This is a genomic window from Streptomyces koelreuteriae (assembly GCF_018604545.1).
GTDB classification, from domain to species: Bacteria; Actinomycetota; Actinomycetes; order Streptomycetales; family Streptomycetaceae; genus Streptomyces; species Streptomyces koelreuteriae.
Map to the genome: position 1 here is coordinate 8,569,594 of NZ_CP075896.1, position 23,765 is coordinate 8,593,358.

Annotated in this window: 20 protein-coding genes and 1 pseudogene; 14 read left to right on the forward strand and 7 right to left on the reverse strand. The window is 71.6% G+C overall.

Annotated features, from left to right (window positions below):
• Positions 1–13: 13 nt before the first annotated feature.
• The 8 genes from KJK29_RS38525 to KJK29_RS38560 all read left to right on the forward strand — a co-directional run bounded on the left by KJK29_RS38525 (position 14) and on the right by KJK29_RS38560 (position 9,283).
• Positions 14–1,852: an HSP90 family protein gene (locus tag KJK29_RS38525; RefSeq protein WP_215124063.1), complete on the forward strand. Its 1,839-nt coding sequence runs from the start codon at positions 14–16 to the stop codon at positions 1,850–1,852.
• Between the two features lie 2 nt (positions 1,853–1,854).
• Complete coding sequence (locus KJK29_RS38530) at positions 1,855–4,812, forward strand: hypothetical protein (RefSeq protein WP_215124064.1); 2,958 nt, start codon at positions 1,855–1,857, stop codon at positions 4,810–4,812.
• Between the two features lie 46 nt (positions 4,813–4,858).
• Positions 4,859–5,413, forward strand: coding sequence for a hypothetical protein (locus tag KJK29_RS38535; protein WP_215124065.1), 555 nt, complete (start codon positions 4,859–4,861; stop codon positions 5,411–5,413).
• A gap of 75 nt (positions 5,414–5,488) precedes the next feature.
• Positions 5,489–5,659, forward strand: a complete 171-nt coding sequence (locus KJK29_RS38540) for a hypothetical protein (protein WP_215124066.1) — start codon at positions 5,489–5,491, stop codon at positions 5,657–5,659.
• On the forward strand, positions 5,656–6,507 hold the full coding sequence (locus tag KJK29_RS38545; protein WP_251058057.1) for a UbiA family prenyltransferase: 852 nt from the start codon (positions 5,656–5,658) through the stop codon (positions 6,505–6,507). The genes KJK29_RS38540 and KJK29_RS38545 overlap by 4 nt, the downstream gene beginning before the upstream one ends.
• 106 nt (positions 6,508–6,613) lie before the next feature.
• Positions 6,614–7,702 (forward strand): type III polyketide synthase, encoded by a 1,089-nt coding sequence (locus KJK29_RS38550; RefSeq protein WP_215124067.1) that lies wholly within the window; start codon positions 6,614–6,616, stop codon positions 7,700–7,702.
• Positions 7,699–8,217, forward strand: a complete 519-nt coding sequence (locus tag KJK29_RS38555; RefSeq protein WP_215124068.1) for an isoprenylcysteine carboxyl methyltransferase family protein — start codon at positions 7,699–7,701, stop codon at positions 8,215–8,217. The genes KJK29_RS38550 and KJK29_RS38555 overlap by 4 nt, the downstream gene beginning before the upstream one ends.
• Positions 8,218–8,227: 10 nt before the next feature.
• On the forward strand, positions 8,228–9,283 hold the full coding sequence (locus KJK29_RS38560; RefSeq protein ID WP_215124069.1) for an NAD(P)/FAD-dependent oxidoreductase: 1,056 nt from the start codon (positions 8,228–8,230) through the stop codon (positions 9,281–9,283).
• Between the two features lie 70 nt (positions 9,284–9,353).
• Here KJK29_RS38560 and KJK29_RS38565 read toward each other — a convergent pair whose 3' ends face one another.
• Together KJK29_RS38565 and KJK29_RS38570 are read right to left on the reverse strand one after the other, a co-directional pair.
• Positions 9,354–9,776 (reverse strand): DUF350 domain-containing protein, encoded by a 423-nt coding sequence (locus tag KJK29_RS38565; RefSeq protein WP_184598941.1) that lies wholly within the window; start codon positions 9,774–9,776, stop codon positions 9,354–9,356.
• A 123-nt stretch (positions 9,777–9,899) separates the two neighbouring features.
• Positions 9,900–12,428, reverse strand: coding sequence for a SpoIIE family protein phosphatase (locus KJK29_RS38570; protein WP_215124070.1), 2,529 nt, complete (start codon positions 12,426–12,428; stop codon positions 9,900–9,902).
• A gap of 204 nt (positions 12,429–12,632) precedes the next feature.
• Here KJK29_RS38570 and KJK29_RS38575 point away from each other — a divergent pair, with 204 nt between their 5' ends.
• From KJK29_RS38575 to KJK29_RS38595, 5 genes are all read left to right on the forward strand, one after another.
• The gene (locus KJK29_RS38575) at positions 12,633–13,511 is read left to right on the forward strand and encodes an oxygenase MpaB family protein (RefSeq protein ID WP_215124071.1); all 879 of its coding nucleotides are present in this window, start codon (positions 12,633–12,635) and stop codon (positions 13,509–13,511) included.
• 107 nt (positions 13,512–13,618) lie between these two features.
• Positions 13,619–15,580: a spermidine synthase gene (locus KJK29_RS38580; RefSeq protein WP_251058058.1), complete on the forward strand. Its 1,962-nt coding sequence runs from the start codon at positions 13,619–13,621 to the stop codon at positions 15,578–15,580.
• A gap of 232 nt (positions 15,581–15,812) precedes the next feature.
• Positions 15,813–16,400, forward strand: coding sequence for a GtrA family protein (locus KJK29_RS38585; RefSeq protein WP_370869188.1), 588 nt, complete (start codon positions 15,813–15,815; stop codon positions 16,398–16,400).
• 87 nt (positions 16,401–16,487) lie between these two features.
• Complete coding sequence (locus KJK29_RS38590; protein ID WP_215124073.1) at positions 16,488–17,066, forward strand: dihydrofolate reductase family protein; 579 nt, start codon at positions 16,488–16,490, stop codon at positions 17,064–17,066.
• Positions 17,067–17,921: 855 nt separating this feature from the next.
• Entirely contained in the window at positions 17,922–18,725 is an 804-nt protein-coding gene (locus KJK29_RS38595; RefSeq protein ID WP_215124074.1) for a hypothetical protein, read from the forward strand.
• A 381-nt stretch (positions 18,726–19,106) separates the two neighbouring features.
• Here KJK29_RS38595 and KJK29_RS38600 read toward each other — a convergent pair whose 3' ends face one another.
• From KJK29_RS38600 to KJK29_RS38615, 5 genes and pseudogenes are all read right to left on the reverse strand, one after another.
• Complete coding sequence (locus tag KJK29_RS38600; protein ID WP_215116510.1) at positions 19,107–19,718, reverse strand: hypothetical protein; 612 nt, start codon at positions 19,716–19,718, stop codon at positions 19,107–19,109.
• 119 nt (positions 19,719–19,837) lie between these two features.
• Positions 19,838–20,278, reverse strand: coding sequence for a membrane protein insertion efficiency factor YidD (gene yidD / locus KJK29_RS39110; protein WP_251058059.1), 441 nt, complete (start codon positions 20,276–20,278; stop codon positions 19,838–19,840).
• 122 nt (positions 20,279–20,400) lie between these two features.
• Positions 20,401–20,754, reverse strand: a complete 354-nt coding sequence (locus tag KJK29_RS38610) for a hypothetical protein (protein WP_215116508.1) — start codon at positions 20,752–20,754, stop codon at positions 20,401–20,403.
• Between the two features lie 94 nt (positions 20,755–20,848).
• Positions 20,849–21,262: pseudogene (locus KJK29_RS39115) on the reverse strand (lamin tail domain-containing protein).
• Positions 21,263–21,737: 475 nt separating this feature from the next.
• Complete coding sequence (locus KJK29_RS38615) at positions 21,738–22,748, reverse strand: hypothetical protein (protein ID WP_215116507.1); 1,011 nt, start codon at positions 22,746–22,748, stop codon at positions 21,738–21,740.
• Between the two features lie 543 nt (positions 22,749–23,291).
• Here KJK29_RS38615 and KJK29_RS38620 point away from each other — a divergent pair.
• Positions 23,292–23,735: a hypothetical protein gene (locus tag KJK29_RS38620; protein ID WP_215116506.1), complete on the forward strand. Its 444-nt coding sequence runs from the start codon at positions 23,292–23,294 to the stop codon at positions 23,733–23,735.
• Positions 23,736–23,765: the final 30 nt, after the last annotated feature.

Genomic DNA, 23,765 nt, shown 5'->3' on the forward strand with positions numbered 1-23,765 from the left:
CCCGGACTGACCCATGCCCCTGCGCGACAACACCGCCGACCACGCCGCCGCCGACCGCACCTTCCAGGTCGACCTCCGCGGCCTGGTGGACCTCCTCTCCCACCACCTCTACTCCAGCCCCCGCGTCTACCTGCGCGAACTCATGCAGAACGCGGTCGACGCCCTCACCGCACGGCACGCCGTCGAGCCTCACGGCGCCTTCGGCATCCGCCTGTACGCCGACGGCTCGATCGTCCGCGTCGAGGACGACGGCGTCGGTCTCACCGAGGCCGATGTGCACACCTTCCTCGCCACCATCGGCCGCAGCAGCAAGCGCGCCGAGCAGGTCGCCGAACAACGCGCCGACTTCATCGGCCAGTTCGGCATCGGCCTGCTCTCCTGCTTCCTCGTCGCGGACGAGATCCACGTCCTCAGCCGCTCCGCACGCACCCCCGACGCCCCCGCCGTGGAATGGCGCGGCCGCGGCGACGGCAGCTACACCGTCCGCACCCTGCCCGCCTCCGCCCGCTCCCGCCCCGGCACCACCGTCACCCTGACACCGCGCGCCGACGCCGGCGAGTGGACCCGCCCGGCACAGGTGCACTCCCTGGCCCGGCACTTCGGCTCCCTGCTGCGCCATCCCGTGACCTTCGACGACGGCACCGGCGGCCCGGGCGCGCCGGTCAACCCCGAGCCCGCGCCCTGGTCGCGGACGTACCCCACCCCGGGAGCCCGCTCCCGCGCGCTCGCCGCGTACGGCGAAGAGGTCTTCGGATTCACCCCGCTGGACACCATCGAACTCGACCTGCCGGCCGTGGGCCTGAAGGGCATCGCCTGCGTGCTGCCCGAGACGGTCCCGGCCGGACGCCGCCACGGCCACCGCGTGCACGTCAAGGGCATGCTGCTGTCCGAGCAGGCCGAGGAGATCCTGCCCGAGTGGGCGTTCTTCGTCCGCTGCGTCGTCGACGCCGAGAGCCTGCGCCCGACCGCGTCCCGCGAATCCCTGTACGAGGACGACACCCTCGCCGCCGTCCGCGACGCCCTCGCCGAGCGGCTGCGCGCCTGGATCGCCCGGGCCGCCGCCAGCGACCCGGACCTGCTCGGCCGCTTCCTCCAGGCCCACCACCTGGCCGTGAAGTCCCTCGCCGTGCACGACGACGAGATCCTTCGGATGCTGCTGCCCTGGCTGCCGTTCGAGACCACCGACGGTCACACCACCCTCGACGAGTTCGCCCGCACCCACCGCACGGTGCTCGTGACCTCGAGCGTGGAGGAGTTCCGTCAGGTCGCCGCGATCGCCTCGGCCGCCGGGCTCGGCGTCGTCAACGGCGGCTACACCTACGACCGCGAGCTGGTCCACCGACTGCCCGAGATCAGGCCCGAGGCCGCCGTAGCCGACCTCGACCCGGCGACCCTCACCGCCCACCTCGACCCTGTAGACCGGGAGACGGAACTGGCCGCCGCGGCCTACCTCGCCCGGGCCCGTGACGCCCTCGCCGTCTTCGACTGCGATGTCGCGCTGCGCACCTTCCAGCCCGCCTCCGCCCCCGCCCTCCTCGTCGACAGCCGCGAGGCCCGGCACGAACGCACCCGCTCCCAGCTCGCCCGCGAGCAGGAAGGCGGAGTGTGGGGCGACATCCTCGGCGCCCTGCGCCAGGAGGCCCCGCGAGCCCAGCTGATCCTCAACCAGCTCAACCCGCTGGTGCGCACCGCCGTCACCATCGACGAGCCCGAACTGGCCCGCACCAGCGCCGAAGCCCTCTACGGGCAGGCCGCGATGCTGTCCCGGCGCCCGCTCAGGCCCGCCGAGTCGAGCCTCATCAACCGCTCCTTCCTCGACCTCCTCGCCCACGCCCTCCGCAAGGACAGCTGACGATGCCGACCGCACCCCACCCCCAGAACACGGACGAGCTCTACCAGGCGCTCCAGGAGAACGACCGGCGCCCCTACGGCCGCACCCGCACCGTCACCGCCGAGGAACTCGTCGACGCCGCCGAGCAGTTCGCCGAGCCCGTCCCCCTCGTCCACGCGCTCCTCGAACTGCAGGAGGCGTACACCTACGGCTCCGAACCCCGGAAGTCCCCCGTCGTCTTCGCCCGGCTGCTCACCCTGTTCGACGAGCAGCCCGACGTCTTCGACGAACGCCTGCGCCACATGCTGTTCTGGCGGTTCAAGTGGGTCGCCAACGCCCTGCGCGCACTGCCCGAGATTCCCCTGGCCAGCCTGCGCCAGTGGCAGCAGGAGATGCGCGACCGGTACGAGAAGGCCGGGCTCGGCCTGCAGCCCTACTACGGACAGGCCTACCAGCTCGCGGTCCACGTCGGTGAGGACACCGCCCTCGCCCACGAGCTGTGGGCGAGCCGCACCCGCACCCCGCTCAGCGACTGCGAGGCCTGCGAAACCTGCGAGCGCGCCCTGTACCACCTCACGGCCGGCGACGACGAGCGGGCGCTGCGCGCCTGGGAACCCGTCCTCGCCGGGAAGGAGTCCTGCCAGGAGGAACCGGCCCGCTCCGTCTCCTACGCCCTGCTGCCCCTGCTGCGCACCGGCCGCACCGACCGGGCCCGCGAACTGCACCTCGCGGGCTACCGCGGCTGCCGCCGCAACCCCTCGATGGCCCAGGAGGTCGGCAGACACCTGGAGTTCTGCGCCCTGACCGGCAACGAGGCACGCGGCCTGGAACTGCTCGCCGAGAACCGGGGCCTGTTCGACGAGGTGGACTCGCCGCTGGACCTGCTCGGCTTCCTCACCGGCGTGGAGGTCCTCCTCCAGCGGGTCGAACTCATCGGCCACGGCGAACTGCCCGCCCCCGGCTACGCGGGCCGCACCTGGACGGTGACCGGCCTGCGCGCCGAGGTGCGGAGCCGCGCCGATGACCTCGCCGCCCGCTTCGACACCCGCAACGGAACCACGGCCCACACCGACCGCCGCCGGGCCCGCCTCGACCGTGCCCCGCTGCTGGAGTCGCTGGAACTGACCCTGCGCCCCCGCAGCCTCGACGACGTCGCCCCGGCCGCCCCGGCGACCGAGCCCACCGCCCGCACGGCCGCCGCCGTCCCCGACTCGCTGCCCGAACTCATCCTCCGGGCACGGACGTTGGACGAGCAGGGGCACCCGGACGCCCACGCCTGCTGGGCGCGACTGCGTACGCTCGTCGCTGCCCGCGACTACACCCACCCCGAAGACCCGGCCGTGGGCCCGCTCGTACGGCTGCGCGCGGACCTGCTCGCCGAAGAGGCCAACCTGGCGGGCGAGAAGGACGAGTTCGCCGACGCCGCCGCCCTCCACGAGGAGGCCGCGGCCCTGTACGACGACGCCGGAGCGCCGGACCACGCGGCGCTCGCCCGCGCCTGTGCCCTGCTCGCCACGGCCGAACTCCCCGCGGAAAACACCGAGGACGCGGAAGACGCCGACGGAGCGGCGGCGAAGGCCGCCGCGCTCACCGCCGCCCACACCTCCATGGTCCGCCTGCACGAGGAGACCCCCGGCCTCACCCCGTACCTGGAGGCCCGCCTGCTGCGACTGCGGGCCACCGCCCTCGCCCTGCGGCTGCAGACCTCGAGAAGCGACGAGCACATCGCACCGGTCTTCGCCGAGGTGGAGCTGCTGCACGCGTTCGCCACCCGGCACGACCTCGCCGGGCAGATCTCCGGCGCCCTGCTGCTGCGGGTCAGCGCACACGCCATCTCCGGCGACCTGCCCACCGCGGTCACCGAGATCGACGCGCTCCTCGACCGGCTGAAGGCGCAGGGCCCCGCCTGGCACCTGCCCCGCACCCTCGGACTGCGCGGCCGGCTCCAACTCGGCCTCCAGGACACCCAGGCCGCGCACGCGGACCTGACCGAGGGCCTGCGACGGGCCGCCGACTGGCCGGCCGACACGGTCGACACCACCCGCCTCCACGGCGATCTGGCCGAGGTGTGCATGCACCTGGGCCGCCCCGAGGAGGCACTGCGGCACCTGACGCGCTCCGCGGAACTGGAGCTCCGCCGCGGCAACCGCACGGACGCCTTCTGCGCCTACGGCAACGCGGCCCAGCTCAGCCTCGACCTGGGCCGCGTCGAGGACTGCATCGCCCTCCTCGACTCCCTGCTCGCCGACCCGGAGTCCGCCGCCGGAGAGCTGGACGACCGCCTCCTCGCCCAGCTCCGCCTGACCCGCGCCCGCGCACTGCACGCGGGGGAGGACCTCAAGGCCGCCACGGCGGAGTTCGTCGCCCTCGCGGCCGAGTCGGCGGGCTGGGACGACGACCCCGGCAGCCACGCCATGATCGCCGCCGAGACCGCCGTACTCCTCGGCGAGTCCGGCGAGTTCGGCCGGGCCCGCGAAGCCGCCGACCAGGCACGCGCCGCCCATGCCCGGGCCCCGCGCTACGAGCAGCTCAGCAACTGCCTGCGCGAACTCGCCCGCCTCCAGGCCCAGCAGCAGGGCCCCGACGGCCTCGCCGACGCCCTCGCCCTGCTCACCGACGCGGGCCGGATCGCCGAGGAGGCCCGCACCGCCGGGTACGAGTCGGGCGGCCGCTCCCTGGACACCGCCCTGGCCTACGAATACGGACGGGTCAACGCCTACGCCGGCGAGTACGAGGACGCACTGGCCGCCCTGGACAAGGCGCTCGCCCTGCTCGGCGAGCCGGGGCCGGAGGACGACCGCGCCGGGGAATGGGCCGAGTGCGTCCGCCTCGCGGGTGCCGTGGAAGGCCTCTACCTGGAACGCCCCGCTCCCGCCCTCACCCGCCTCGACGCGGCGGTCTCCCGCCTGACCGCCCTGGGCCACACCGAGGAGGCCGAGTCGCTGGCGTCGCTGGCGGCCCGACTGCGCGACGAGGAGTGACCCAACAGGAAGAGCGTGCGGCCCCGGGCGGGCCGCACGCGCGGGCATGCTGTCCGCCGACGGCGGGCAGTGCTCAACCAGATCTAGGAAAGGTGGCGTTGTGCCCGGAGTTCACGTCTGCTCACTCAAGGTCGACACCCCTCAGCTCATCGCGCCGGGAACCACGTACAAGATAGTGCGGTTCCCCTTCGGCGCGGCGGAGCCGACGGACACATTCCAGATGCACCAGGCCACCCAGCCGGACGGCTACGTGGTGAGCAACTGGGCGACGGACGACCGCAGCGGTCTGATCTGGCCGTCCAAAGCCGGCTGGGGCCATCTGTACGCGATGATCCAGTGGGAAGCCGCCAGTGGCTCGGGCGGCTACACCGAACTGCGCGACCAGTACGTCCGTGACCCGCTGGGCCTGACGCCCAACCCCAACGACACCACGGCGACCGAGCACCGCACCCCGACACCCGGAGGCCAGTACTACGTCAAGAGCCACGGCATCTTCGTCGCCCCGGGCACCCCGGTCGCGCTCCGCGTCACGCACAACGACGCCGCCTCCCGCCTCCTGACCCTCGCCGAGTTCAAGCTCGTCATCCACGATGCCGCCTAGCGCCCGGGCACGCCGATTCCACCGGATGCCGGACCGCTTCGTGTGAGCGGACGGGCAATGTGGGACCGATGCTCCATGCGCATCGTGCTCACCGGGCCGACCGGACACGCCGACTCCGCCGGACACCGCCCCCGCGCCGAGGGCACACACACCCTCGGCGCGGGGGCGCGGCGGCTGCCCGACGCATTCGACGCGGCGACCTGCCAGACGCCTCAGGTACCTGAAGCGGCACGGCGATTCCGGTGACCGCCGACGCCACCGACACGGCCGATCCGACCCCGGCGGGCCGCAGACCGCCCCGGACGCTCGCGCTGCTCACTGCCGCCCACGGCGGGCCCGCCCTGGCGGTCACCGTCATCACGGCCCTGCTGGCGCTCCGCGGCGGCCTGCAGCCGTTCCATGCCATCGCCGTCACGGCGGCGGTGTTCACCGGCCAGCTCACGATCGGCTGGGGCAACGACCTGCTCGACCTCGCGCGCGACCGCGCCGTGGGCCGAGCCGACAAGCCGCTGGCCGTCGGCTCCCTCCCGGCCGGATGGGTGGCACGCGCCCTGGCCGTGGCGGCGGTCTCCTGCTTCGTACTGTCCGCGCTCGTCGGCTGGCGCAGCGCGCTGGTCAACATCGTCCTCGCCACCGGCGCGGGCCACGCCTACAACCACGGGCTCAAGGCGACCCGGTGGTCCTGGGCGCCGTACGCGTGCGGCTTCGGGACGCTGCCCTCGGTCGTCACCCTCGCCGGCCCGGCCCCGGGCTGGGCACCGTGGTGGATGACCGGTGCCGGCGCCGCGCTCGGCGTCGGAGCGCATCTGCTCAACGTGCTGCCCGACCTCGCCGACGACGAACGCACCGGTGTCCGCGGCCTGCCGCACCGGATCGGCGAACACCGCTCACGCGTCCTGGCCGCCGTGCTGCTCACCGCCGCCTCGGTGCTCGCCGTGGCCGGTCCCGCGGGATCCCCTCCCGCGTGGACCTGGATGGCCCTGGCCCTGGTGGCCGTACTCGCGGTGCTCACGCTGTGCGCCCGCGGACGCGCTCCCTTCCGCGCCGCGGTGACCATCGCCCTGCTCGACGTCGCGCTGCTGACGGCCGGCTGATGGCACGCCAGACGTCGTGGCAGACAGCGCGAGCGCCCCGGCCGCCCCGCTCGACCGCGTCAGCCGGGTGCCCGTCGCCCCTCACCGCCCGATCCCTGGAGCCAGCATGACCATGCGCGTCCTCAGCGTCCGCGGCGCCCTGCCCGAGCACTGCCACCGCCAGGAGGAGATCACCGAGTCCGTCACCACCACCCTGGTCGGGGACACCGTCGATCGCCGCGTCGTCGAACGGTTCCACCGCAACGTGGGCGTAGAGACCCGGCACACCGTGCTCCCGCTGGAGGAGTACGGCCGGATCGAGGACTTCGGCCAGTCGAACGACGTCTTCATCCGGGCCGGCGTCGAACTCGGCGGCCGCGCGGTCGTCGACGCGCTCAAGAGCGTCGACCTCACACCCGCCGACGTCGACTTCATCGTCTCCTGCACGGTGACCGGCCTGGCCGTGCCCTCCCTGGAGGCCCGCGTCGCGGCGGAGATCGGCCTGCGCCCCGACGTGGTGCGCCTGCCCCTCGTCGGCCTCGGCTGCGTCGCCGGCGCGGCCGGCATCGCCCGACTGCACGACCTGCTGCGCGGCCGCCCGGACGCGGTGGCGGTCCTGATGTCGGTCGAGCTGTGCTCCCTCACGCTGCAGCGCGACGACACCTCGGTCGCCAACTTCGTGGCCAGCGGCCTGTTCGGGGACGGCGCCGCTGCCGTCGTCGCCGTCGGGCACGAGCACCCCCTCGCTCAGTCCGACGACCCGGCCGCCCCCGAAGTACTCGCCTCACGCAGCCGCCTCTACCCCGACTCGGAACACATGATGGGCTGGGAGATCGGCTCCGGCGGCTTCAGAGTCGTGCTCGACTCCGCGGTCCCCGACCTGGTGCGCCGGTACGTCGGCGACGACGTCCGCGGCTTCCTCGCCGATCACGGCCTGACCCGCGGCGACATCGACTGGTACGTCGCGCACCCCGGCGGCCCCAAAGTCCTCGAAGCTTTGCAGGACGCCCTCGGCGTCGAGCGCGAGGCGTTGAGCGTGACCTGGGACTCGCTGCGCCGGATCGGCAATCTGTCCTCCTCCTCGGTGCTGCACGTCATGGCGGACACACTCGCGAACCGGCCGCCCCCGCCCGGCTCCTACGGACTCATGCTCGCCATGGGCCCGGGCTTCTGCTCCGAACTCGTGCTCCTGCGCGCCCCGGGCGGTGGGCGGTGACCGGCGAGATCCTGTTCACGATCCTGGTGCTGGCCGTAGGCCTGGAGCGGGTGGCCGAACTGGCCGTCTCCCGCCGCAACGCCGCCTGGAGCCTCGCGCGCGGCGGCGTGGAGTCCGGCCGGGGGCACTACCCGTTCATGGTGGTGCTGCACACGGGCCTGCTCATCGGCGCGCTCGCGGAGGTGTGGATCCGCCGCCCGGACGTCGTCCCCGTCCTGACGTGGGCCATGCTCGCCCTCGTCACGGTCTCGCAGGGGCTGCGCTGGTGGTGCGTCGCCACCCTCGGCCGGCAGTGGAACACCCGGGTGATCGTCGTACCGGGCGCCGCGCGCGTGACCGGCGGACCCTACCGCTGGATCCCGCACCCGAACTACGTCGCCGTCGTCCTCGAAGGGCTCGCGCTGCCCCTCGTCCACGCGGCCTGGGCCACGGCGATCGTCTTCACCGCGCTGAACGCCACCCTGCTCGCCACCCGCATCCGCGCCGAGGACGCCGCCCTGGCACGGCTGGCCTGAGGAGGCACCCATGGATCTGCTCGTCGTCGGCGGCGGACCCGCGGGCCTCGCCACGGCCCTGCACGCGGCCCGGGCGGGGCTCGACGTCCGCGTCTGGGAGCAGCGCGCCGGCATCGTCGACAAGGCGTGCGGCGAGGGCTTGATGCCGGGCGCCGTCGCCGCCCTGGCGGCACTGGGCGTACACCCGCCCGGGCGCGACCTGCGCGGAATCCGCTACGTCGCGGGCCCCCGCCGCATCGACGCCGACTTCACCTCCGCCCCCGGGCGCGGAGTACGCCGTACGACGCTGCACGCGCTGCTGCGCGAGGCCGTGCTGGCGGCGGGCGTACGCGTGGAGCAGCGCACCGCCCGCCACGTCGAGCAGGACCGGGACGGGGTGCTGGTCGACGGCACCCGCGCCCACCACCTCGTGGCGGCCGACGGCCTGCACTCACCGATCCGCCGCGCCCTCGGGCTCAACCGGCCGCACCGGACCCGTCCCCGGCACGGGCTGCGGCGCCACTACACACTCGCCCCCTGGAGCGACCACGTCGAGGTGCACTGGTCCCGCGAAGCCGAGGCCTACGTGACCCCGGTGGCCGACGACCTCGTGGGCGTCGCGATCCTCACCACCACCCGCCGCCCCTACGACGACCACCTCGCCGCCTTCCCCGAGCTGCGGGAACGGCTGGCCGGGGCCGGCCCCGCCGGACCGGTACGGGGCGCGGGCCCCTTCCGCCAGACCGCGAGCACGCGCATCGCCGGCCGAGTGCTGCTCGTCGGCGACGCCTCCGGCTACGTCGACGCGCTGACCGGCGAGGGCATCGCCCTGGCGCTCGCGCAGGCGTCCGCCGCCGTCCGGGCCGTCACCGACGGCGACCTGACGGCCTACGAGCGGGAGTGGCGCCGGCTCACCCGGCGCTACCGGTGGCTGACGCACGCGCTCCTCGGCGCTACGCGACCGCCCCCGGCCCGCGCGGCGCTGGTACCCCTCGCCCAGCGCCTGCCGTGGCTGTTCTCGGCCGCCGTCGGCACACTGGCGCGTCCGGCGGGGGAGCGGCCCGGATCCGGCCGTCCGACCGGATAGCGGTCGGCCCCCTGCCGGACGCTCGACGTCCGGCAGGGGGCCGACAGAACCACTCGTCAGGAAATCCGGGTCAGGCTATGGACGCCGACAGGATGGCCGACACGGCGAGGTTGCAGGACGCCGTCACCCAGACCGCGGGGTGCGGCTCCGGCTCGACCAGCGCCGCGCCCAGGCGCCCCGGCGTGATCAGGTCCACCACCAGGAACGCCACGGCCATCATCACCAGACCCAGCAGGCCGAACGCGGCGGTCGAGACCAGGCCCTTGCCGAAGTCCTCGTAGGTCGTCCAGATGGACGTGAACACGATGCCGCCGATACCGAGCAGCGCGGAGCTGAGCACCATCGCGGCGTTGCGGTTGCGCTGCTCCCAGATCTGCCGGCCGAGCTTGCCGGGCGTGAGCACGTCGACCAGGACGATGCCGAGGACCAGCAGAACCAGTCCCAGTCCGCCGTAAGCGGTGGCCCTGCCAAGTCCGTTGACGATGTCGCTCATGGGTGGGCGGCTCCGTAGCGTGAGAGATCGTGAATGATCGCGGTCAAGGAACAGCAAAATGTAACGCACCAGTTGGGCGCCCCGACCGGCCCCCCTCGCCCGGACCGCCGGCCCAAGGGGCCGTCACGACGCGGGCAGCGCCTGCTCGCACCAGATGGTCTTGCCCGTGGTCGTCTGCCGGGTGCCCCAGCCCTGGGTGAGCTGGGCGACGAGGAGCAGCCCGCGCCCGCCCTCGTCGAAGGCCCGGGCACGCCTGAGGTGCGGCGCGGTGCTGCTGGTGTCGGACACCTCGCAGATCAGCGTGTGATCGCGGATGAGCCGCAGCTGGATCGGCGGTTGCCCGTACCGGATGGCGTTGGTGACCAGCTCGCTCACCACCAGCTCGATGACGAACGTCGCCTCCGTCAGCCCCCACGCGTCGAGCTGCTCGACGACCAGCTTGCGAGCACGCTCCACCTGGACCGTTTCCGCCGGGATCTGCCACGTCGCGACATGGCCGGCCGGCAGCGCGCGGGTACGGGCCAGCAGCAGGGCCACGTCGTCGGCCGCACGGTCGGTGAGCAGGGAGCCGATCACGGTGTCACAGGCCTCTTCGAGCGAGTCCGCGGGCCGCGCCAGGGCCAGGCACAGCTCGGCCAGCCCGACGTCGATGTCCCGGTGACGCGCCTCCACGAGGCCGTCGGTGTACAGCGCGAGCACACTCCCGGCGTCCAGGTCCAGATCCGTGGCCTCGAAGGGGAGACCACCGACCCCCAGCGGGGGTCCGACATGGCCGGAGACGATGTGCGCCGTGCCGTCCGGACCCAGGACGGCGGGCATCGGGTGCCCGGCCGTGGCCAGCGTGCACCGGCGCGAGACCGGGTCGTACACCGCGTACAGGCAGGTGGCGCCGAGGTCCGCCGAGGAGAACCAGCCGTCCGCCCCCTCGTCGTCTCCGGGGCCGCCGGACACGGGCTCGCCTTCGCAGAGGTGCAGGATGAGGTCGTCGAGGTGGGTGAGCAGCTCATCCGGCGGCAGGTCGACATCGGCCAGCGTGCGCACGGCGGTGCGCAGACGGCCCATCGCCGCGGAGGCCTGCAGGCCGTGTCCGACGACGTCCCCGACGACCAGGGCGACCCGGCTGCCCGACAGCGGGATCACGTCGTACCAGTCACCGCCGACCCCGGTCCGCGTCCAGGCGGGCAGATAGCGGGAGGCCACCTCCACGGCCGTCTGGTAGGGCAGCCGCTGCGGCAGCAGGTGACGCTGCAGGGCCAGCGCGGTGGACCGCTCCCGGGTGAAGCGGCGCGCGTTGTCGACGGCGACCGCCGCCTTGGCGGCCAGCTCCTCGGCGAAGGCGACATCGTCCGGCCCGAACGGATCGGGCCGTTGGCGCCAGAAGTCCACCGTGCCCAGAGTCACCCCTCTGGCCTGCAACGGTGTCCTGATCCTGGAGTGGATGCCGTACGCGAGGACACGCGCCGCCGCCTCCGGCTGCTCCGCCGCCCACTCGGTGCTGTGCCGCAGGTCCGCGTCGAGCCGGGCCTGCCCGGAGAGCGGCGCCCGCGCCGCGGGCGGGGGCGAGGACAGGTCGGGCAGGTCGGCCGGACCCGCCAAGGGCGCATCGTCACGGATGCCGTCCGCGGCCACCCGGCGCAGCCGCGCGCCGGCTCCGGCGGCCGGCTCGTCGCCGCGCAGGACCGGTTCCAGCAGGTCGACGGTGGTGAAGTCGGCGAACCCGGGAACCGCCACCCGAGCCAGCTCGCGCGCCGTCTGCTCCACATCCAGCCCGGTGCCCACCGACACACTCGCCCCGTACAGCAGCTCCAGCCGCTTGTAGAGGAACTCCAGACGCTCACGCGCTTCCTCGGTTCGCGCACGGCTGTCCTGCAACGATTCCGCCATGGTGTTGAAGGACGCCGCCAGCGCCGCGACCTCCTCCACCCTGCTGGAGGGCACCCGTACCTCCAGGTCGCCCTTCGCCAGCCGCCCGGCCGCCGCTGCCGCGCGCCGCAGCGGACGCACGATGGCCCGGTGCTGGAACACGGTGAGCGTGACGATCAGCCCGGTCAGTCCGGCGAGCCCGGCGCACGCCACGACCACCGCACGCTGGGCGCTGGAGTCCGTGGCGTCCTGACGATCCTGGAGCTTGGCCCGCTCATCGGTGATGTACGTGGTGAACGAGGCCCGCAGCGCGTCCACCCGCCGCTTTCCCTCAGCCGTCTCCGCCGGACTCGAGGCCGAGGGGTCGTCCCGCCGGACCGCCTCGACCAGCGGCACCGAGTAGTCCGTGATGAAGGAGCCGATGTCCCTGTTGATCTGTCCCGCGAGACGGCGCTGCTCCGGCGAGGTCGCCGACGCGAGGAACCGCCTGGCCTCGGCCGGATAGGACTCCCGCGCCGCTTGCCAGGGTTGAAGGAAGGCCTCGTCCCGGGTGATGACGAAGCCTCGCTGCCCGGTCTCCAGGTCGATCAGATGCTGTTCCAGGACGCTGGCGTCGGTGATGGCCTCGCGAGAGGCCCGCGCGTCGGCCGTGAAACCGCGAGCGTCACCGATGACCTGCAGCAGGACGGCGAACGCGACACCGATCAGCACCGCCAGGAAGCCGCTCGCCAGGACCGAGGTGCTCGTCAGCCCCAGTCGTCCGCTCCCGCCCCCGGGCCGTGTCCTCATGATCCGCCCACCTAGGTCGTCCGACCGCCGGCGGTGGACGCACAGGTTCCGTGCAGAACGTTCGTCGAGCAGTGTCCAGGCTAGTAGAGCCGGTCACCCACCGCACCCGGCTGCCGCGCCCGCGAGAGGCCTCCGAAAGGGGAACCGGGGCAGAAGAAGTCATAGGGGAACCGATCCGTCCGTCGCCCTGGTCAGGAGGACGCGATGCCCAGGAGACTCCTCCCGGAAGGCGGGCTCTCGCTGCGTGACCGGCTCGGCAGGGAGATCTTCTCCCGCGTGGCGGGCCCCGAGGGCCCGGACAACCGCGCCCGCATCCACGGCACACCCGGCCCCCGCTGGTTCGGCCCCGAGCGCCCCGTCAGGAGGGTGCACGGGGACGCCTCGATGTTCATCGGCGGTCTGTCGGCCCTGCTGCTCCAGTCGCTCCATCCCCTGGCCATGGCCGCCGTGGCCGGGCACTCGGGCTTCCGCGGGGACCCCTGGGGACGGCTGCAGCGGACCAGCACCTTTCTGGCCGTCACCACCTACGGAACCGCCCGCAGCGCCCAGGAAGCCTGCGACCGCGTACGAGCCGTCCACGACACGGTGCGCGGCACGACCACCGACGGCCGGCCCTACTCCGCCGCCGACCCGCACCTGCTGTGCTGGGTGCACATCGCCGAGGTCGACAGCTTCCTGCGCGCCCACCAGCGCTACGGGGCGCACCCGCTCGACGACGAGGGACGAGACGCCTACGTCGCCGACATGGCCCGCATCGCCAGGGCGCTCGGCGTCCCGGACCCGCCGGTGAACGCCGCCGAACTCGCCGCGCGCCTGGCCGCCTACCGCGCCGAGCTGCGCGCCACCGACGAGGCACGCGACTCGGCCCGCTTCCTGCTGCTGAACCCGCCCGTCCCGTTCCTCGCCCGCCTCCCGTACGGCGTCATCGCCGCCAACGCCGTCTCCCTCCTGCCCCTCTGGGCCTCGCACGAACTACGGCTGCCCCGCCTCCCCGCCGCCGAAGGCCCCTGCATCCGCCCGCTCGGCACGGCCGTGACCGCGGGCATCCGCTGGGCCATGACACCGCCTCGCGACGCGGCCTAGCACTCACCGGCAAGGCACCTCGACTCGCCGCTCCGAAGCTGGCACTGTGCATACGCATGAAGCTGGACGAAACCGGGCAAAAGGGCAGCTCGGTGCGCTTGAGGCTCATGCTGGCCAGCAGCACCATGCTCTTCGTCGAGCTGGCACTGATCAGATGGGCGGGCGCCAACGTCGTCCACCTCAGCTACTTCTCGAACTTCATCCTGCTGGGATCGTTCCTCGGTATCGGCATCGGGTTCCTGATCGCGGCCGAGCGCGGACAATGGCTCAAACGCTGGACACCGGTCCCGCTGGTGCTCCTCGTCGTCCTGGTCCGCGAGTTTCCGGTGCAGGTGCGTCAGAGCAGCGGCCAGGTCATCTACTTCACGGCCGTGAAGACCACCGGCCTGCCTGAGTGGGTGACGCTGCCCGTCATCTTCTTGCTGACCGCGGCGATCATGGCCGGCATCGGCAAGATCACCGCCGACCTCTTCCGTCAGCTCCCCTCGCTCAACGCCTACCGCTACGACCTGCTCGGCAGCCTCACCGGCTCGATCTCCTTCGCCGTACTGTCCTGGCTGCGCGCCCCCTCGGTCGTCTGGGGCGTCCTCGCCGCCGTGGCCCTGCTGATCCTCGGCGGCCGCCGCAACACCCTGGTGTACGGCATCCCCCTGACGGCGATGGTCGCCGTGCTGTTCCTGGAGTCGACGACCACCGGCATCACCTGGTCGCCCTACTACAAGATCCAGCTCGAACGCTCACCGACCACGACCCGGACCTACTACATCTCCGCCAACGGCGTCCCGCACCAGAGCACCGCACCCCTCCCGGTGCTGATGCGCGAGAACTCCCCCTACCGGGAGGCCTACGAACAGACGCCCCACAACCCCCACAAACGCGTGCTGGTCATCGGGGCCGGCAACGGCAACGACGTCGCGGTCGCACTGGCATACGGAGCGGAGCACGTGGACGCGGTCGAGATCGACCCCCGACTGCAGCAGATCGGCGCCCAACTGCACCCCGCGAAGCCCTACGACGACCCCAGGGTGCACGTCCACATCGACGACGGCCGCGCCTTCCTGGAGCGGACGGACACCAAATACGACCTCATCGTCCTGGCCCTGCCGGACTCCCTGACCCTGGTGGCCGGCGCGAGCAATCTGCGCCTGGAGAGCTACCTGTTCACCCGGGAGGCATTCGAGGCCGCGCGCGACCATCTCACCCCCGACGGCGCCTTCGCCATGTACAACTACTACCGGAAAAGCTGGCTGGTCGACCGCTTCGCCGGCACCCTCGACGACGTCTACGGCCACGCCCCCTGCCTGACGACGTTCAAACGCAACGCGGCCGTACTGGTGACCGGAATGACCCCCGCAGACCAGTCCTGCGCCCAGACCTGGCGCCCCAGCGGCAAGGTCCCGGCGGCCGCGACCGACGACCACCCCTTCCCCTACCTCCTCCACCGCGGCATCCCCACCCTCTACCTGGGCGCGCTCGGCACCATGCTGCTGGTGACACTCCTGTCGGTCCGCCTGGCCGGCGTACGCATCAAAAAGACGATCCGCTACACCGACATGTTCCTCCTGGGCGCGGCCTTCCTCCTCCTCGAAACCAAGAACGTCATCGGATTCGCGCTCTACTTCGGCACCACCTGGCTGGTCAACGCCCTCGTCTTCATCGGCGTACTCCTGGCGGTCCTGGCGGCTGTCGAAGTCCGCCGCAAACTACGCCACGTCAACCAGATCCTGCTGCAGCTCCTCCTCTTCGGCTCCCTCGCGGCAGCCTGGCTGGTCCCGGCCCAAGCCGTCCTCGCCCTGCCGTTCCCCGCCCGCCTCGCCTCCGCCATCGCCCTCGCCTTCGCCCCCATCTTCTGCGCCAACCTCATCTTCTCGGACCGCCTAGCACTCGCCCCGGACCCGACCTCCGCCTTCGGCGCCAACCTCCTGGGCGCCCTGACCGGAGGCGCCCTCGAATACCTGGCCCTGATGACGGGCTATCAGACCCTGCTGCTGGTAGTAGCCCTGCTGTACCTGGGAGCAGGCGTCGCCATGCGCGTGACCGACACCGGCACACCCGCTCCCAAGACCTGAACCACTCCGAATCCGTACGAGCCCTGCGGCAACTGTGGGCCACCTCGGCCGCCTCGGCGAGGTTGGCGTGCTACCGGAGCGTTCACATTCATCCCATTGCAACGAATGACATATGCGTCGTTGCATTAAAATCAAGTCATTGCAACAATATTGAGGCTCTAGCCTGCATAAATGAAAGCTGTGCACAGGTGAGACGTTGCCTAAAATATAAACGCAACGTAGCGTTTCATGCATGAGAAACCATGGGTGGAAGGCTGCACGGGTAGAGAGATCCGAAGGTCGAGGGGCATGCGATCAAGGGGGTCGGACGGCAGGGAAGAACCGGCCACAATCGGCCCCCGGCGTCTTAACCGCCTTCGCCCGTTTCGTACTCTGCGGCGGCGGAGTAGGGCTGGCCTCCAGCTTCGCCGTGGCAGCGCTCGCCTCCCTCATTCCGTGGCTTCTGGCCAACGCCCTGATCACCGCGATCTCCACGCTCATCGCAACCGAACTGCACGCCCGCTTCACCTTCGGCATCGGCCGTCGCACGACATGGCACGAACACGCGCAGTCGGCCGGCTCAGCGGCGGCCGCATACGCGGTGACCTGCATGGCGATGCTCGTCCTGCACCACTGGATGGCAACCCCCGGCGCGGTACTCGAACAGCTCGTCTACCTCTCCGCCTGCGCCCTCGCCGGTGTCGCGCGTTTCGCGGTGCTCCGCCTCCTTGTCTTCGCCCGCCCCGCCCCGCAACTCGCGGCAGCGGCCCGCCCCGTGCACGCCACCGTGGCCCGCCCCACAGCACCCGCCGACCAGGAGGCGCTCTGCCGGACCGCCTGACTCCAAGCGCCCGGGGGCGATGATTCTCGGCGCGGTCGCAGGTCTATATCTCCACCACGCGTTCAAACCGCACCCGAGGAGAGAATCATGACCGCCGCCTACACGTTCGACGTCTTCTCCAGCCTCGACGGCTTCGGCGCCGCCGGCGGCGACTGGACGGGGTACTGGGGCAAGCAGGGCCCCGAACTCCTCGACCGCCGCCTCGCCCTGTACGACGAGGAACAGCGAATGGTCTTCGGAGCCCACACGTACCGGGCGTTCGCGCGCATGCTGGCCGAGAGCACCGAGGATTCCGACGTGCGTGACCCATGGGTCACCCGTATGCGGAACCTGCCGACAACGGTGGTGTCGACGACGCTGAAAGCCCCCCTCGACTGGCCGAACGCGAACGTCATGAGCGGCGACGCCGTCGACATCGTCGCCCGCCTCAAGAAGGAGTCCGACCTGCCGTTGCGCTCCCACGGCAGCCTGTCGATGAACCGGGCCCTGATGGCCGCCGGCCTGGTCGACCGCCTCCAGGTGACGCTCTTCCCCGTGATCACCGGCCGCACTGGGCTGGACCCGATCTTCCGGGAAGCCGCCGACTTCGACCTCGAACTGATCGAGAGCCGCACCCTCGACGGCCACATCCAAGAGCTCACCTACCGACCCACCCTGCATGCCTGAGCGCGACGGCAGGACGGCACGGAGCGGCGAGCAGCGGCGGGCCTCGGTCTACGCGCCGGGGGTCGGCGCAGCTCCAGAAAGCAGCGCAGCGGTCCGCCCGTCACCGATCACGCACCGGACAGCGAGCAGTTCCTGAACCGGGAAGTCAGACTCGCTGGCCCGCTTCGTGGATGGGGGCGTCGTACGGACGAGCAGGGAGCCGTGCCGGAGGCCCCAAGCAGCCATCTCAGCCCAACCCACCCCAGCGCTCTCAGCGCACGCGCCGACCTCGCGCACTGGTGGGGGAGGCGAGTGATCTGGCTCTGGGGCAGCAGTGGCGCTCCAGGAGGTACCGGCCGATCAGACATGCGTCCATGGCCCCAACCACCCCAACACCCGGCCCCACGATATGGCCGAGCCGCCCCCCGCCGACAACGACCACTCGCCCCCCGTGCCCCACCAGCGGGTGGACGCCGCCCGGCTGAGGGCGCAAGCCGCCACCGCCCTGTCCCTGACAAGCACGGACCAGACACCCCCGGCCCGGCCACCGCCTCCCGCCGTACCCCACGACCGGTTCCTGCGCCACCACGCGAAAGTGAGAGAAGCCTGCTGCAGGAGACGGGCCGCAGACCCGATCCCGCAGTCCGTCCGGCCAGAGTGCTCCGAGCAGACGAGACCCGCCTGGCCCCTCCGACAGGTTGGTCAATGTCCTGCCGGGGCGTGGGTGGGGCGTCCCTCTCACACCCGCAGCGCTGGGTCAGCGATGGCGAACGCCCCCGCGGCCGCGTCCATGCGCCTTCCGGTCGACGGCCGGTCAGCCCGACTAGGATGTGCCGCGCTTCGGGACTGGCCGGTCGAGGGTGGGGAGTTACGGGGATGGCGACGACGGCTGCCGCGCTGGTTCTGCGGGGAAGGCGTCGTACGGCGCTCCGCCTGGAGGGCCGGGTCGTGGTGCTGCGGAGGCCCACCGAAGAGCTGCGTATACCGGTGGAAGCGATGGCGGCGGTACGGGCGGAGGGACGCGCTGTCGAGATCGAACTGCTGGGCGGTGCCGAGCCGGTGGTCTACCGTCTGGAGGGGGTCTCCGAGGCTGGCGCTGCCGCGTTCGGGCAGACGGTCGCCCGGCTGCTGCCGGAGCCTGACGGTGACGCCGAACCCGTGGACGGTCCGTCACTGGTGGACGTGCGTTTGCTGCCCGGCCGGAACAGGGGGTGGCATGCCTCGGGGCGCAGAACACTCACCGCGGTGGCTGCCCTGTTCTATGCCGGGCTGGTGGCGGCCGTGGGCGTCTTCGGGGGCGGGGGACAGGTGGCCGCACTGCTCGGCGGTTCGGTCGCGCTGTACGCCGGGTGTTTCATGGTCTATGCCGGGGCCCGGGCGAACGTGGACGACTGGCGACTGAAACGGCGTGGCATCACGGTAGTGGCCCAGTTCTCGCACTACACCAACAAGCGGCGGGTGTACACGTACGCGACAGCCACCGGCCAGAGCCACACGTATCAGACAGCCGGCAGTGGCACGGACCCGATCGAGGTCACCTACGACCCTGCGCGGCCCGGGGACGCAAGGGCGGGCGTCAGCCTCCTGAACACGCTCATCATGGTCTTCCTACTGGCGATCCCGGCGTTCGTGGCGGTGATGGGCATCCTCCTCGTCGCTCACGTGGTTGCCGCACTGTGAGGCCGGCGCGCTGCTGCATCCGATCATTCTGCCGCCGATAGAACCAGCACCACTCACGCCGACGCACGACCTGGCACCGCGACCTGGCCCCTTCCACGGCGCCGCCAGCGGGGGAGTGATCGCACAGCGACGTCACGTTGCCCAGCCGAGTCCGAGTCCAGGCCGGCGAGCCCGACGCCCCTCAGGTGTGTTCGGGCCGCCGGCTGACAGAAATCCGCAAGGATATTCCGTGGTGGGATTCCGAGTGCGCTGTGTTGAAGTCGGCCACCGCAGGCGGCAGCTGGCACGAGCCGGTGGCTGATGCGTCCCGCCGGGGTTCTTCCTCGGCGGGACGCCGTCTTTCCGCGCCCGCCTCGCCGACCGGGTTGGGAGGCAGGTGTTCTACCAGTTGGTCAGGTCCACGAGGAGGTCGCAGAGTGGGTCGTCCGGAGAGGGCTTCTGGTGCTGCGTTTCTTCGATGAGGCTCGGAAGGGAAGCGATCAGGGCGGTGGTCATGTCGGTGAGGCGAACGTCGACGCCGATGACTCCTGGGCGGCCGGGACGCTGCACGTACAGGCGCAGCAGGTGGTGGCCCCGCATCAGGAATCCAATGAGGAAGGGGTTCTCCTCGTCGCCGGGGCCGGACAGGGCGCGTACGACGGTGAGGGTCTGGCCGTACTCGCTTTCCGGATCGGGGGTGATCTCCTCGGGGTGGAGGCGGATGACGGTCATCCCCATGGCTTCGCTGATGTCGCTCGTCCCGTAGATCTGAGTGCCCGCCAGCACCGTGCGCAGGATGCCCGGGATGTAGTACGGGGCAACGGTGTCGTGGGGGATCTCGTACAGGAGGGTGACGCCGTCCTCGTCGTCCCCGGCATGGACGGCAATCCGGACGGCGCCGGGCGCGGGCAGAACCCCGCGAAGCCGGCAGCCCTCGGCCAGGGGGCCGTTGAGGTAGTACAGCAGCAGGCGGCTGACCGCCGCCTGCTGCTCACGGTCTTCAGAGTCGATCACGCGTTCATCCAAGCAGGACCGGGGGGCGCCCCGTTGTGCGCGGCCGCGGCCCGACCACCGCGACGTCGCCGGCCCCCGAGCCGTTCCGCGCCCACCGGGGACGTCTGCGCTCTCGGGCCTCAGATTCCGGGGCGGCTGCGCGCAGTCCGCTGCGGCCCCGGCGGCACCGGGTCGCGAAAGCCCCGGCGGCGGGCGGCACCGGGCCGGCAGCGCAGCAGACGCGCCAGGATCAGCCGGCCGCCGCGCAGCGCGCCGTAGCGGTGGAGTGCCCGTACCGCGTAAGTGGAGCAGGTCGGGGTGTAGGGGCAGCAGGCCGGCCGGGTCGGGCTGACCGTGAGGCGGTAGTGGCGTACGGCCCGGTACATCGCACCGGACAGCCGCCCGCCCGGAGGGGGCGCGGCGGGGTCAGCGCCGTGGCCGGCGGCCGTGAGCGAAGGGCGGAGAACGGCGAGCAGCATGGCCGCCTGCGACAAGCCGCCGCAGCAGCACGGGTGGGCCAGCGTGTCGAGCGTCCCCGCGCAGCACCCTTCGTCTTTCTCGCCGTCGGCTCTGTTTTTCATGTTGCGCTTCTGGCTTCGCGGCATGATGTCAGTCCTTCCCGTCACGGTCGAAAGGTCATATGGCGGGTACGGGTGGCGGTTGCGGGGGTTGGGAACCGCCGCTCCGCGCGGTCAGCCACGGTTCAGATCTTGGGTCCGGGGTCTTTGGGCTGGCCTCCCATTCGGTGGTCGTTCCAGTCGATGCCGTCGTCGTGTTCCTTGCTCGAGGCGAGTCCGAGGAGCCCGAGAAGGGGAGCCGCGATGAGGATTGCTCCGCACAGGCTGCCGATTGCCACGTACGCCGCGGCGGCGATGACGGCCCAGAACAGGATGTCGCACACGCTCCTCGCCCACAGCGGGAACGGGGCGCGCCACGCGTGGTAGCGGCGGTACATGCGCACGAGCTTGCCGGACGCGCGCTTGGACCGGCTGGACCCTCTCCGGCCTGGCGTCGCCGTGTGGCCGTTGCCGTGCGGACGGGCCTTTTTCTTTCCCATGGAGCCGTTTGTCCCTTCGATTGCCCCTTGGCCGGGTGCGTGTGTCCTGTCGGGGTGTGGCTGGGGCGGTTCAGTTCACGCCCGCGGTGGTGGGTCAGTGGCGGTGGCGGCCGCCGCAACGGTGGTTGCCCCAGGATTCCTCGTCGATGGGGCGTCCGCGGTCGTTGCGGAGGGTGGCGGTGTCGGGACCTGTTGTCCCAGACTTAGTTGCATCGGTCCTGGTACAGGTCACTGCCGGTGTCGCGGCCGTGGCCGGTGTGGATGCGGACCGTGGCACGGCCCGAGGCGGTAGCGGTCGAAGGTGTAGCCGCGGCCGTCCTCGTCCCTTTCAGGGGCCGGCCCTCGAGGCTGGCGGTGCGGCGGCCGGTGTTCGTGCCACCCACTCGCGGTTCGGACAGCGGATGGAACGGGCATCCCGGCCGGGCGAGTCGTACTGGATGTCGGAGATCTCCGCCTTTGACCGCTCGGGGCGGGCGTGGTCGGCGGCGGATGCCGGCAGCGTGACCACCGAGGCCAGAGCGCCGGCGGTGAGGGTGACGGCGGCGAGACGACGAGCGGTGACTGAAACCGGAAGCGGACAAGAGCTCCCCTTATGGTCCGGACACCATCCCCGAGGAGCCCCATGCGGGCTGCCCGGGCAGTCGGATGCCGTGTGTCGGTGACGGCCGACTGGCCGCCCGCACACCCTGTCAACGCCATGGAGAAGACGAGGGAAAAACATGACCCTGTTACCAGTCGTCAGATTTTCCGTAACTCTCGGATGCGACATCCATCTAAATCATCCTTGCGCAATGTTGACGCACTGACAGAGGGGCAGGCCGTGCGGGCGTTGGGGTCAGGCATCTCTCTGCCACGCTGCGCCACCCCGCAAGGGATCGGGCCGTCACCCGAAAGTGAGTAACAGCCATCTGGTCGCGGAGTGCTCGGGTTCTGGTCTCACCTGCGGCTGGGCGGGACCTCGTCCCACCACCCGGCAGGCAGGATCAGTGTCGCCGGAGCAGGTCGGACAGGCGACGCTGTACGGGCTCGCACACGGTGGTGGCGCCGCGGAGTGTGGCGTCGATGGCGAGTGTCGCGAGGTCCCACAGGGGCACCTTCTCCAAGAGGAAGTGGACCTCGATGCCGTGCAGATCCATGGCGCATGCGAGGTCGGTGACGTCTTCCAGGGGACGCTGGCGGACGAATTGCGTCAGGAGTTCGTCCCGAGGGCCTCCGCGTTCCCAGGTCTGGTCAGACCAGGGGTAGAGCGTGCCGTTGCCCCTGCGCTGCAGACCCCAGACGGCGATGGCTTCCGGAGCTGCCATCCGGGCGAGCGGCAGCACATTGGTGGACATGGAGTCCAGGGTGCAGAAGACGGCTGCGCGTTCGGCGTCCTCGGTGAGCCCGGCTTCTTCCAGGGGCTGTTCGTGCACAAGGCGGAATTCCTGTTGCATGAGCGCGGTGTCGCGCAGGCGGTCTGCGGTGCCGTGGCGGCCGGCGGCGCGTAAGGCGGCGAGCCAGTCCACCCACAGTCGGGGCCTGCCCCTGCCTTCGAGGTGGTGGGTATTGCCTATATCGGCGAGATAGCGCATGGCGCGGACGTGCTCGTCCTGGTCGCCGGAGAGGTTCTCGATGGATTGCACGACGTACAGGGCCATCTCCGGGATGACGGCCGGAGCGCCGGTGTCCGCGTTCTTCTGAAAGCAGCTGTCGTCGGCGGCCTCCCACAGGAAGAGGAACCTGCTGACGACGGTGCCGCAGTCCGCGCTGGTGTGGGAACCGGGCACGGCCGAGGCCATGTCGGACAGGACGACGACCACGTGCTCCAGCTCCTTCCAGCGCGGCACAGCGCCGGTGCCGCGCAGCATCTGGCCGACTGTGTCGTGGCTGACCGTCTCGGGGAACTCCTCGTTTCGTGCTGCCGCGGCTTCGGAGACGGTCCGCAAGCTGGGCCTGCCGGCCTTGGTGTGCAAGTCCTGCAGTGCCTGGGTCAGTTCCTCCCGCGCACTGTCCATGTCCGCCCCCTCGTCTCGGCCGCCACCCGTTGGTCCGGCCGGACGGCCGGGTGTCAGAGAGTGCCAGGAAGTGCAGGTCACCGGCATCGCGCAGAAGACGTAAGTGGATGGTGATGGAAGCTGATGAATTTGTACGGCGAGATCCGTTCAGCATCCTGGGCGGGCCGTGACGCTGGATACAAGGCGCCGAACGACGGCACCGGCGAGACACTCGGGGAGTCCGCCATGGCACACGTCCGTACCTCCGGCTGATCACCTTCGTGATCAGCCTGGCCACAGCGTGGCCGGACCACCGCCCTGGAGCAGCACGACGAGGAGACTGCGTGCTACGAACAGGTGGGCCACCCCAGCCCTGCGCCATCACCTCATAGGGCCCCTAACGCCCTTGCGTTCCCGCGCCCAAGGCCACCCACGGCTGCCGTCCACGGCGTGCGGGGAGACACCGACCGAGCAGGCCCAGGTGCTGCTGGGAGACGCCGAAACCGCCACGTGGGTCACCTGGGCGTCATCGGCTCGACTCCCCGCCGCGCCCCTGGAGTTCACGTGCCCCCAGTGGCCCGCCGCGCACCCGACCCCATGAAGGCCCGCGAGGCTCTGCACCGTGCGCTGCGCCTCCTGGATGACCAGGACGACCCACACGCGCTCGCTGAGGCCCGGGCGGCGGCCCAGGCGGCCGTGGACGCGGTGCCGTACCCGTGGCGGGCGCCGCACTGCGCCGAGTGCCGGCGCAACGTGAAGGAAGCCACCTGCCGAAAGCCGCACCTGCACCCGCTGTGCCGCGTTCAGGGCAGGCGACCCCATGCCGCTCTTCGGCATCTGATCAGCAAGCCCTCCAGCGAAAGCGCCGACGAGACCATCCGAGACCGGTTCCGCCCTGGGGCGGACACACCGGCCCTGCGGCGGCAGGTAGCCGACCTGGAGGAACCCGGCGGTCCTGCGGCCGGGATGAGCATGGCCGCCCTTCGGTACCTTAAGTGGCTGAGGTAGGAACTCGACCTCAACGACCGGGGCCTGCGG

Bases quoted from the DNA above. Each gene is read 5' to 3' on its own strand.
- KJK29_RS38540 (WP_215124066.1), top strand. From the start codon at position 5,489: ATGCGCATCGTGCTCACCGGGCCGACCGGACACGCCGACTCCGCCGGA.
- KJK29_RS38585 (WP_370869188.1), top strand. From the start codon at position 15,813: ATGAGAAACCATGGGTGGAAGGCTGCACGGGTAGAGAGATCCGAAGGT.
- KJK29_RS38565 (WP_184598941.1), bottom strand. From the start codon at position 9,776: ATGAGCGACATCGTCAACGGACTTGGCAGGGCCACCGCTTACGGCGGA.
- KJK29_RS38525 (WP_215124063.1), top strand. From the start codon at position 14: ATGCCCCTGCGCGACAACACCGCCGACCACGCCGCCGCCGACCGCACC.
- KJK29_RS38560 (WP_215124069.1), top strand. From the start codon at position 8,228: ATGGATCTGCTCGTCGTCGGCGGCGGACCCGCGGGCCTCGCCACGGCC.
- KJK29_RS38595 (WP_215124074.1), top strand. From the start codon at position 17,922: ATGGCGACGACGGCTGCCGCGCTGGTTCTGCGGGGAAGGCGTCGTACG.
- KJK29_RS38550 (WP_215124067.1), top strand. From the start codon at position 6,614: ATGACCATGCGCGTCCTCAGCGTCCGCGGCGCCCTGCCCGAGCACTGC.
- KJK29_RS38590 (WP_215124073.1), top strand. From the start codon at position 16,488: ATGACCGCCGCCTACACGTTCGACGTCTTCTCCAGCCTCGACGGCTTC.
- KJK29_RS38535 (WP_215124065.1), top strand. From the start codon at position 4,859: ATGCTGTCCGCCGACGGCGGGCAGTGCTCAACCAGATCTAGGAAAGGT.
- KJK29_RS38530 (WP_215124064.1), top strand. From the start codon at position 1,855: ATGCCGACCGCACCCCACCCCCAGAACACGGACGAGCTCTACCAGGCG.
- KJK29_RS38580 (WP_251058058.1), top strand. From the start codon at position 13,619: ATGCTGGCCAGCAGCACCATGCTCTTCGTCGAGCTGGCACTGATCAGA.
- KJK29_RS38570 (WP_215124070.1), bottom strand. From the start codon at position 12,428: ATGAGGACACGGCCCGGGGGCGGGAGCGGACGACTGGGGCTGACGAGC.
- KJK29_RS38610 (WP_215116508.1), bottom strand. From the start codon at position 20,754: ATGGGAAAGAAAAAGGCCCGTCCGCACGGCAACGGCCACACGGCGACG.
- yidD (WP_251058059.1), bottom strand. From the start codon at position 20,278: ATGAAAAACAGAGCCGACGGCGAGAAAGACGAAGGGTGCTGCGCGGGG.
- KJK29_RS38615 (WP_215116507.1), bottom strand. From the start codon at position 22,748: ATGGACAGTGCGCGGGAGGAACTGACCCAGGCACTGCAGGACTTGCAC.
- KJK29_RS38575 (WP_215124071.1), top strand. From the start codon at position 12,633: ATGCCCAGGAGACTCCTCCCGGAAGGCGGGCTCTCGCTGCGTGACCGG.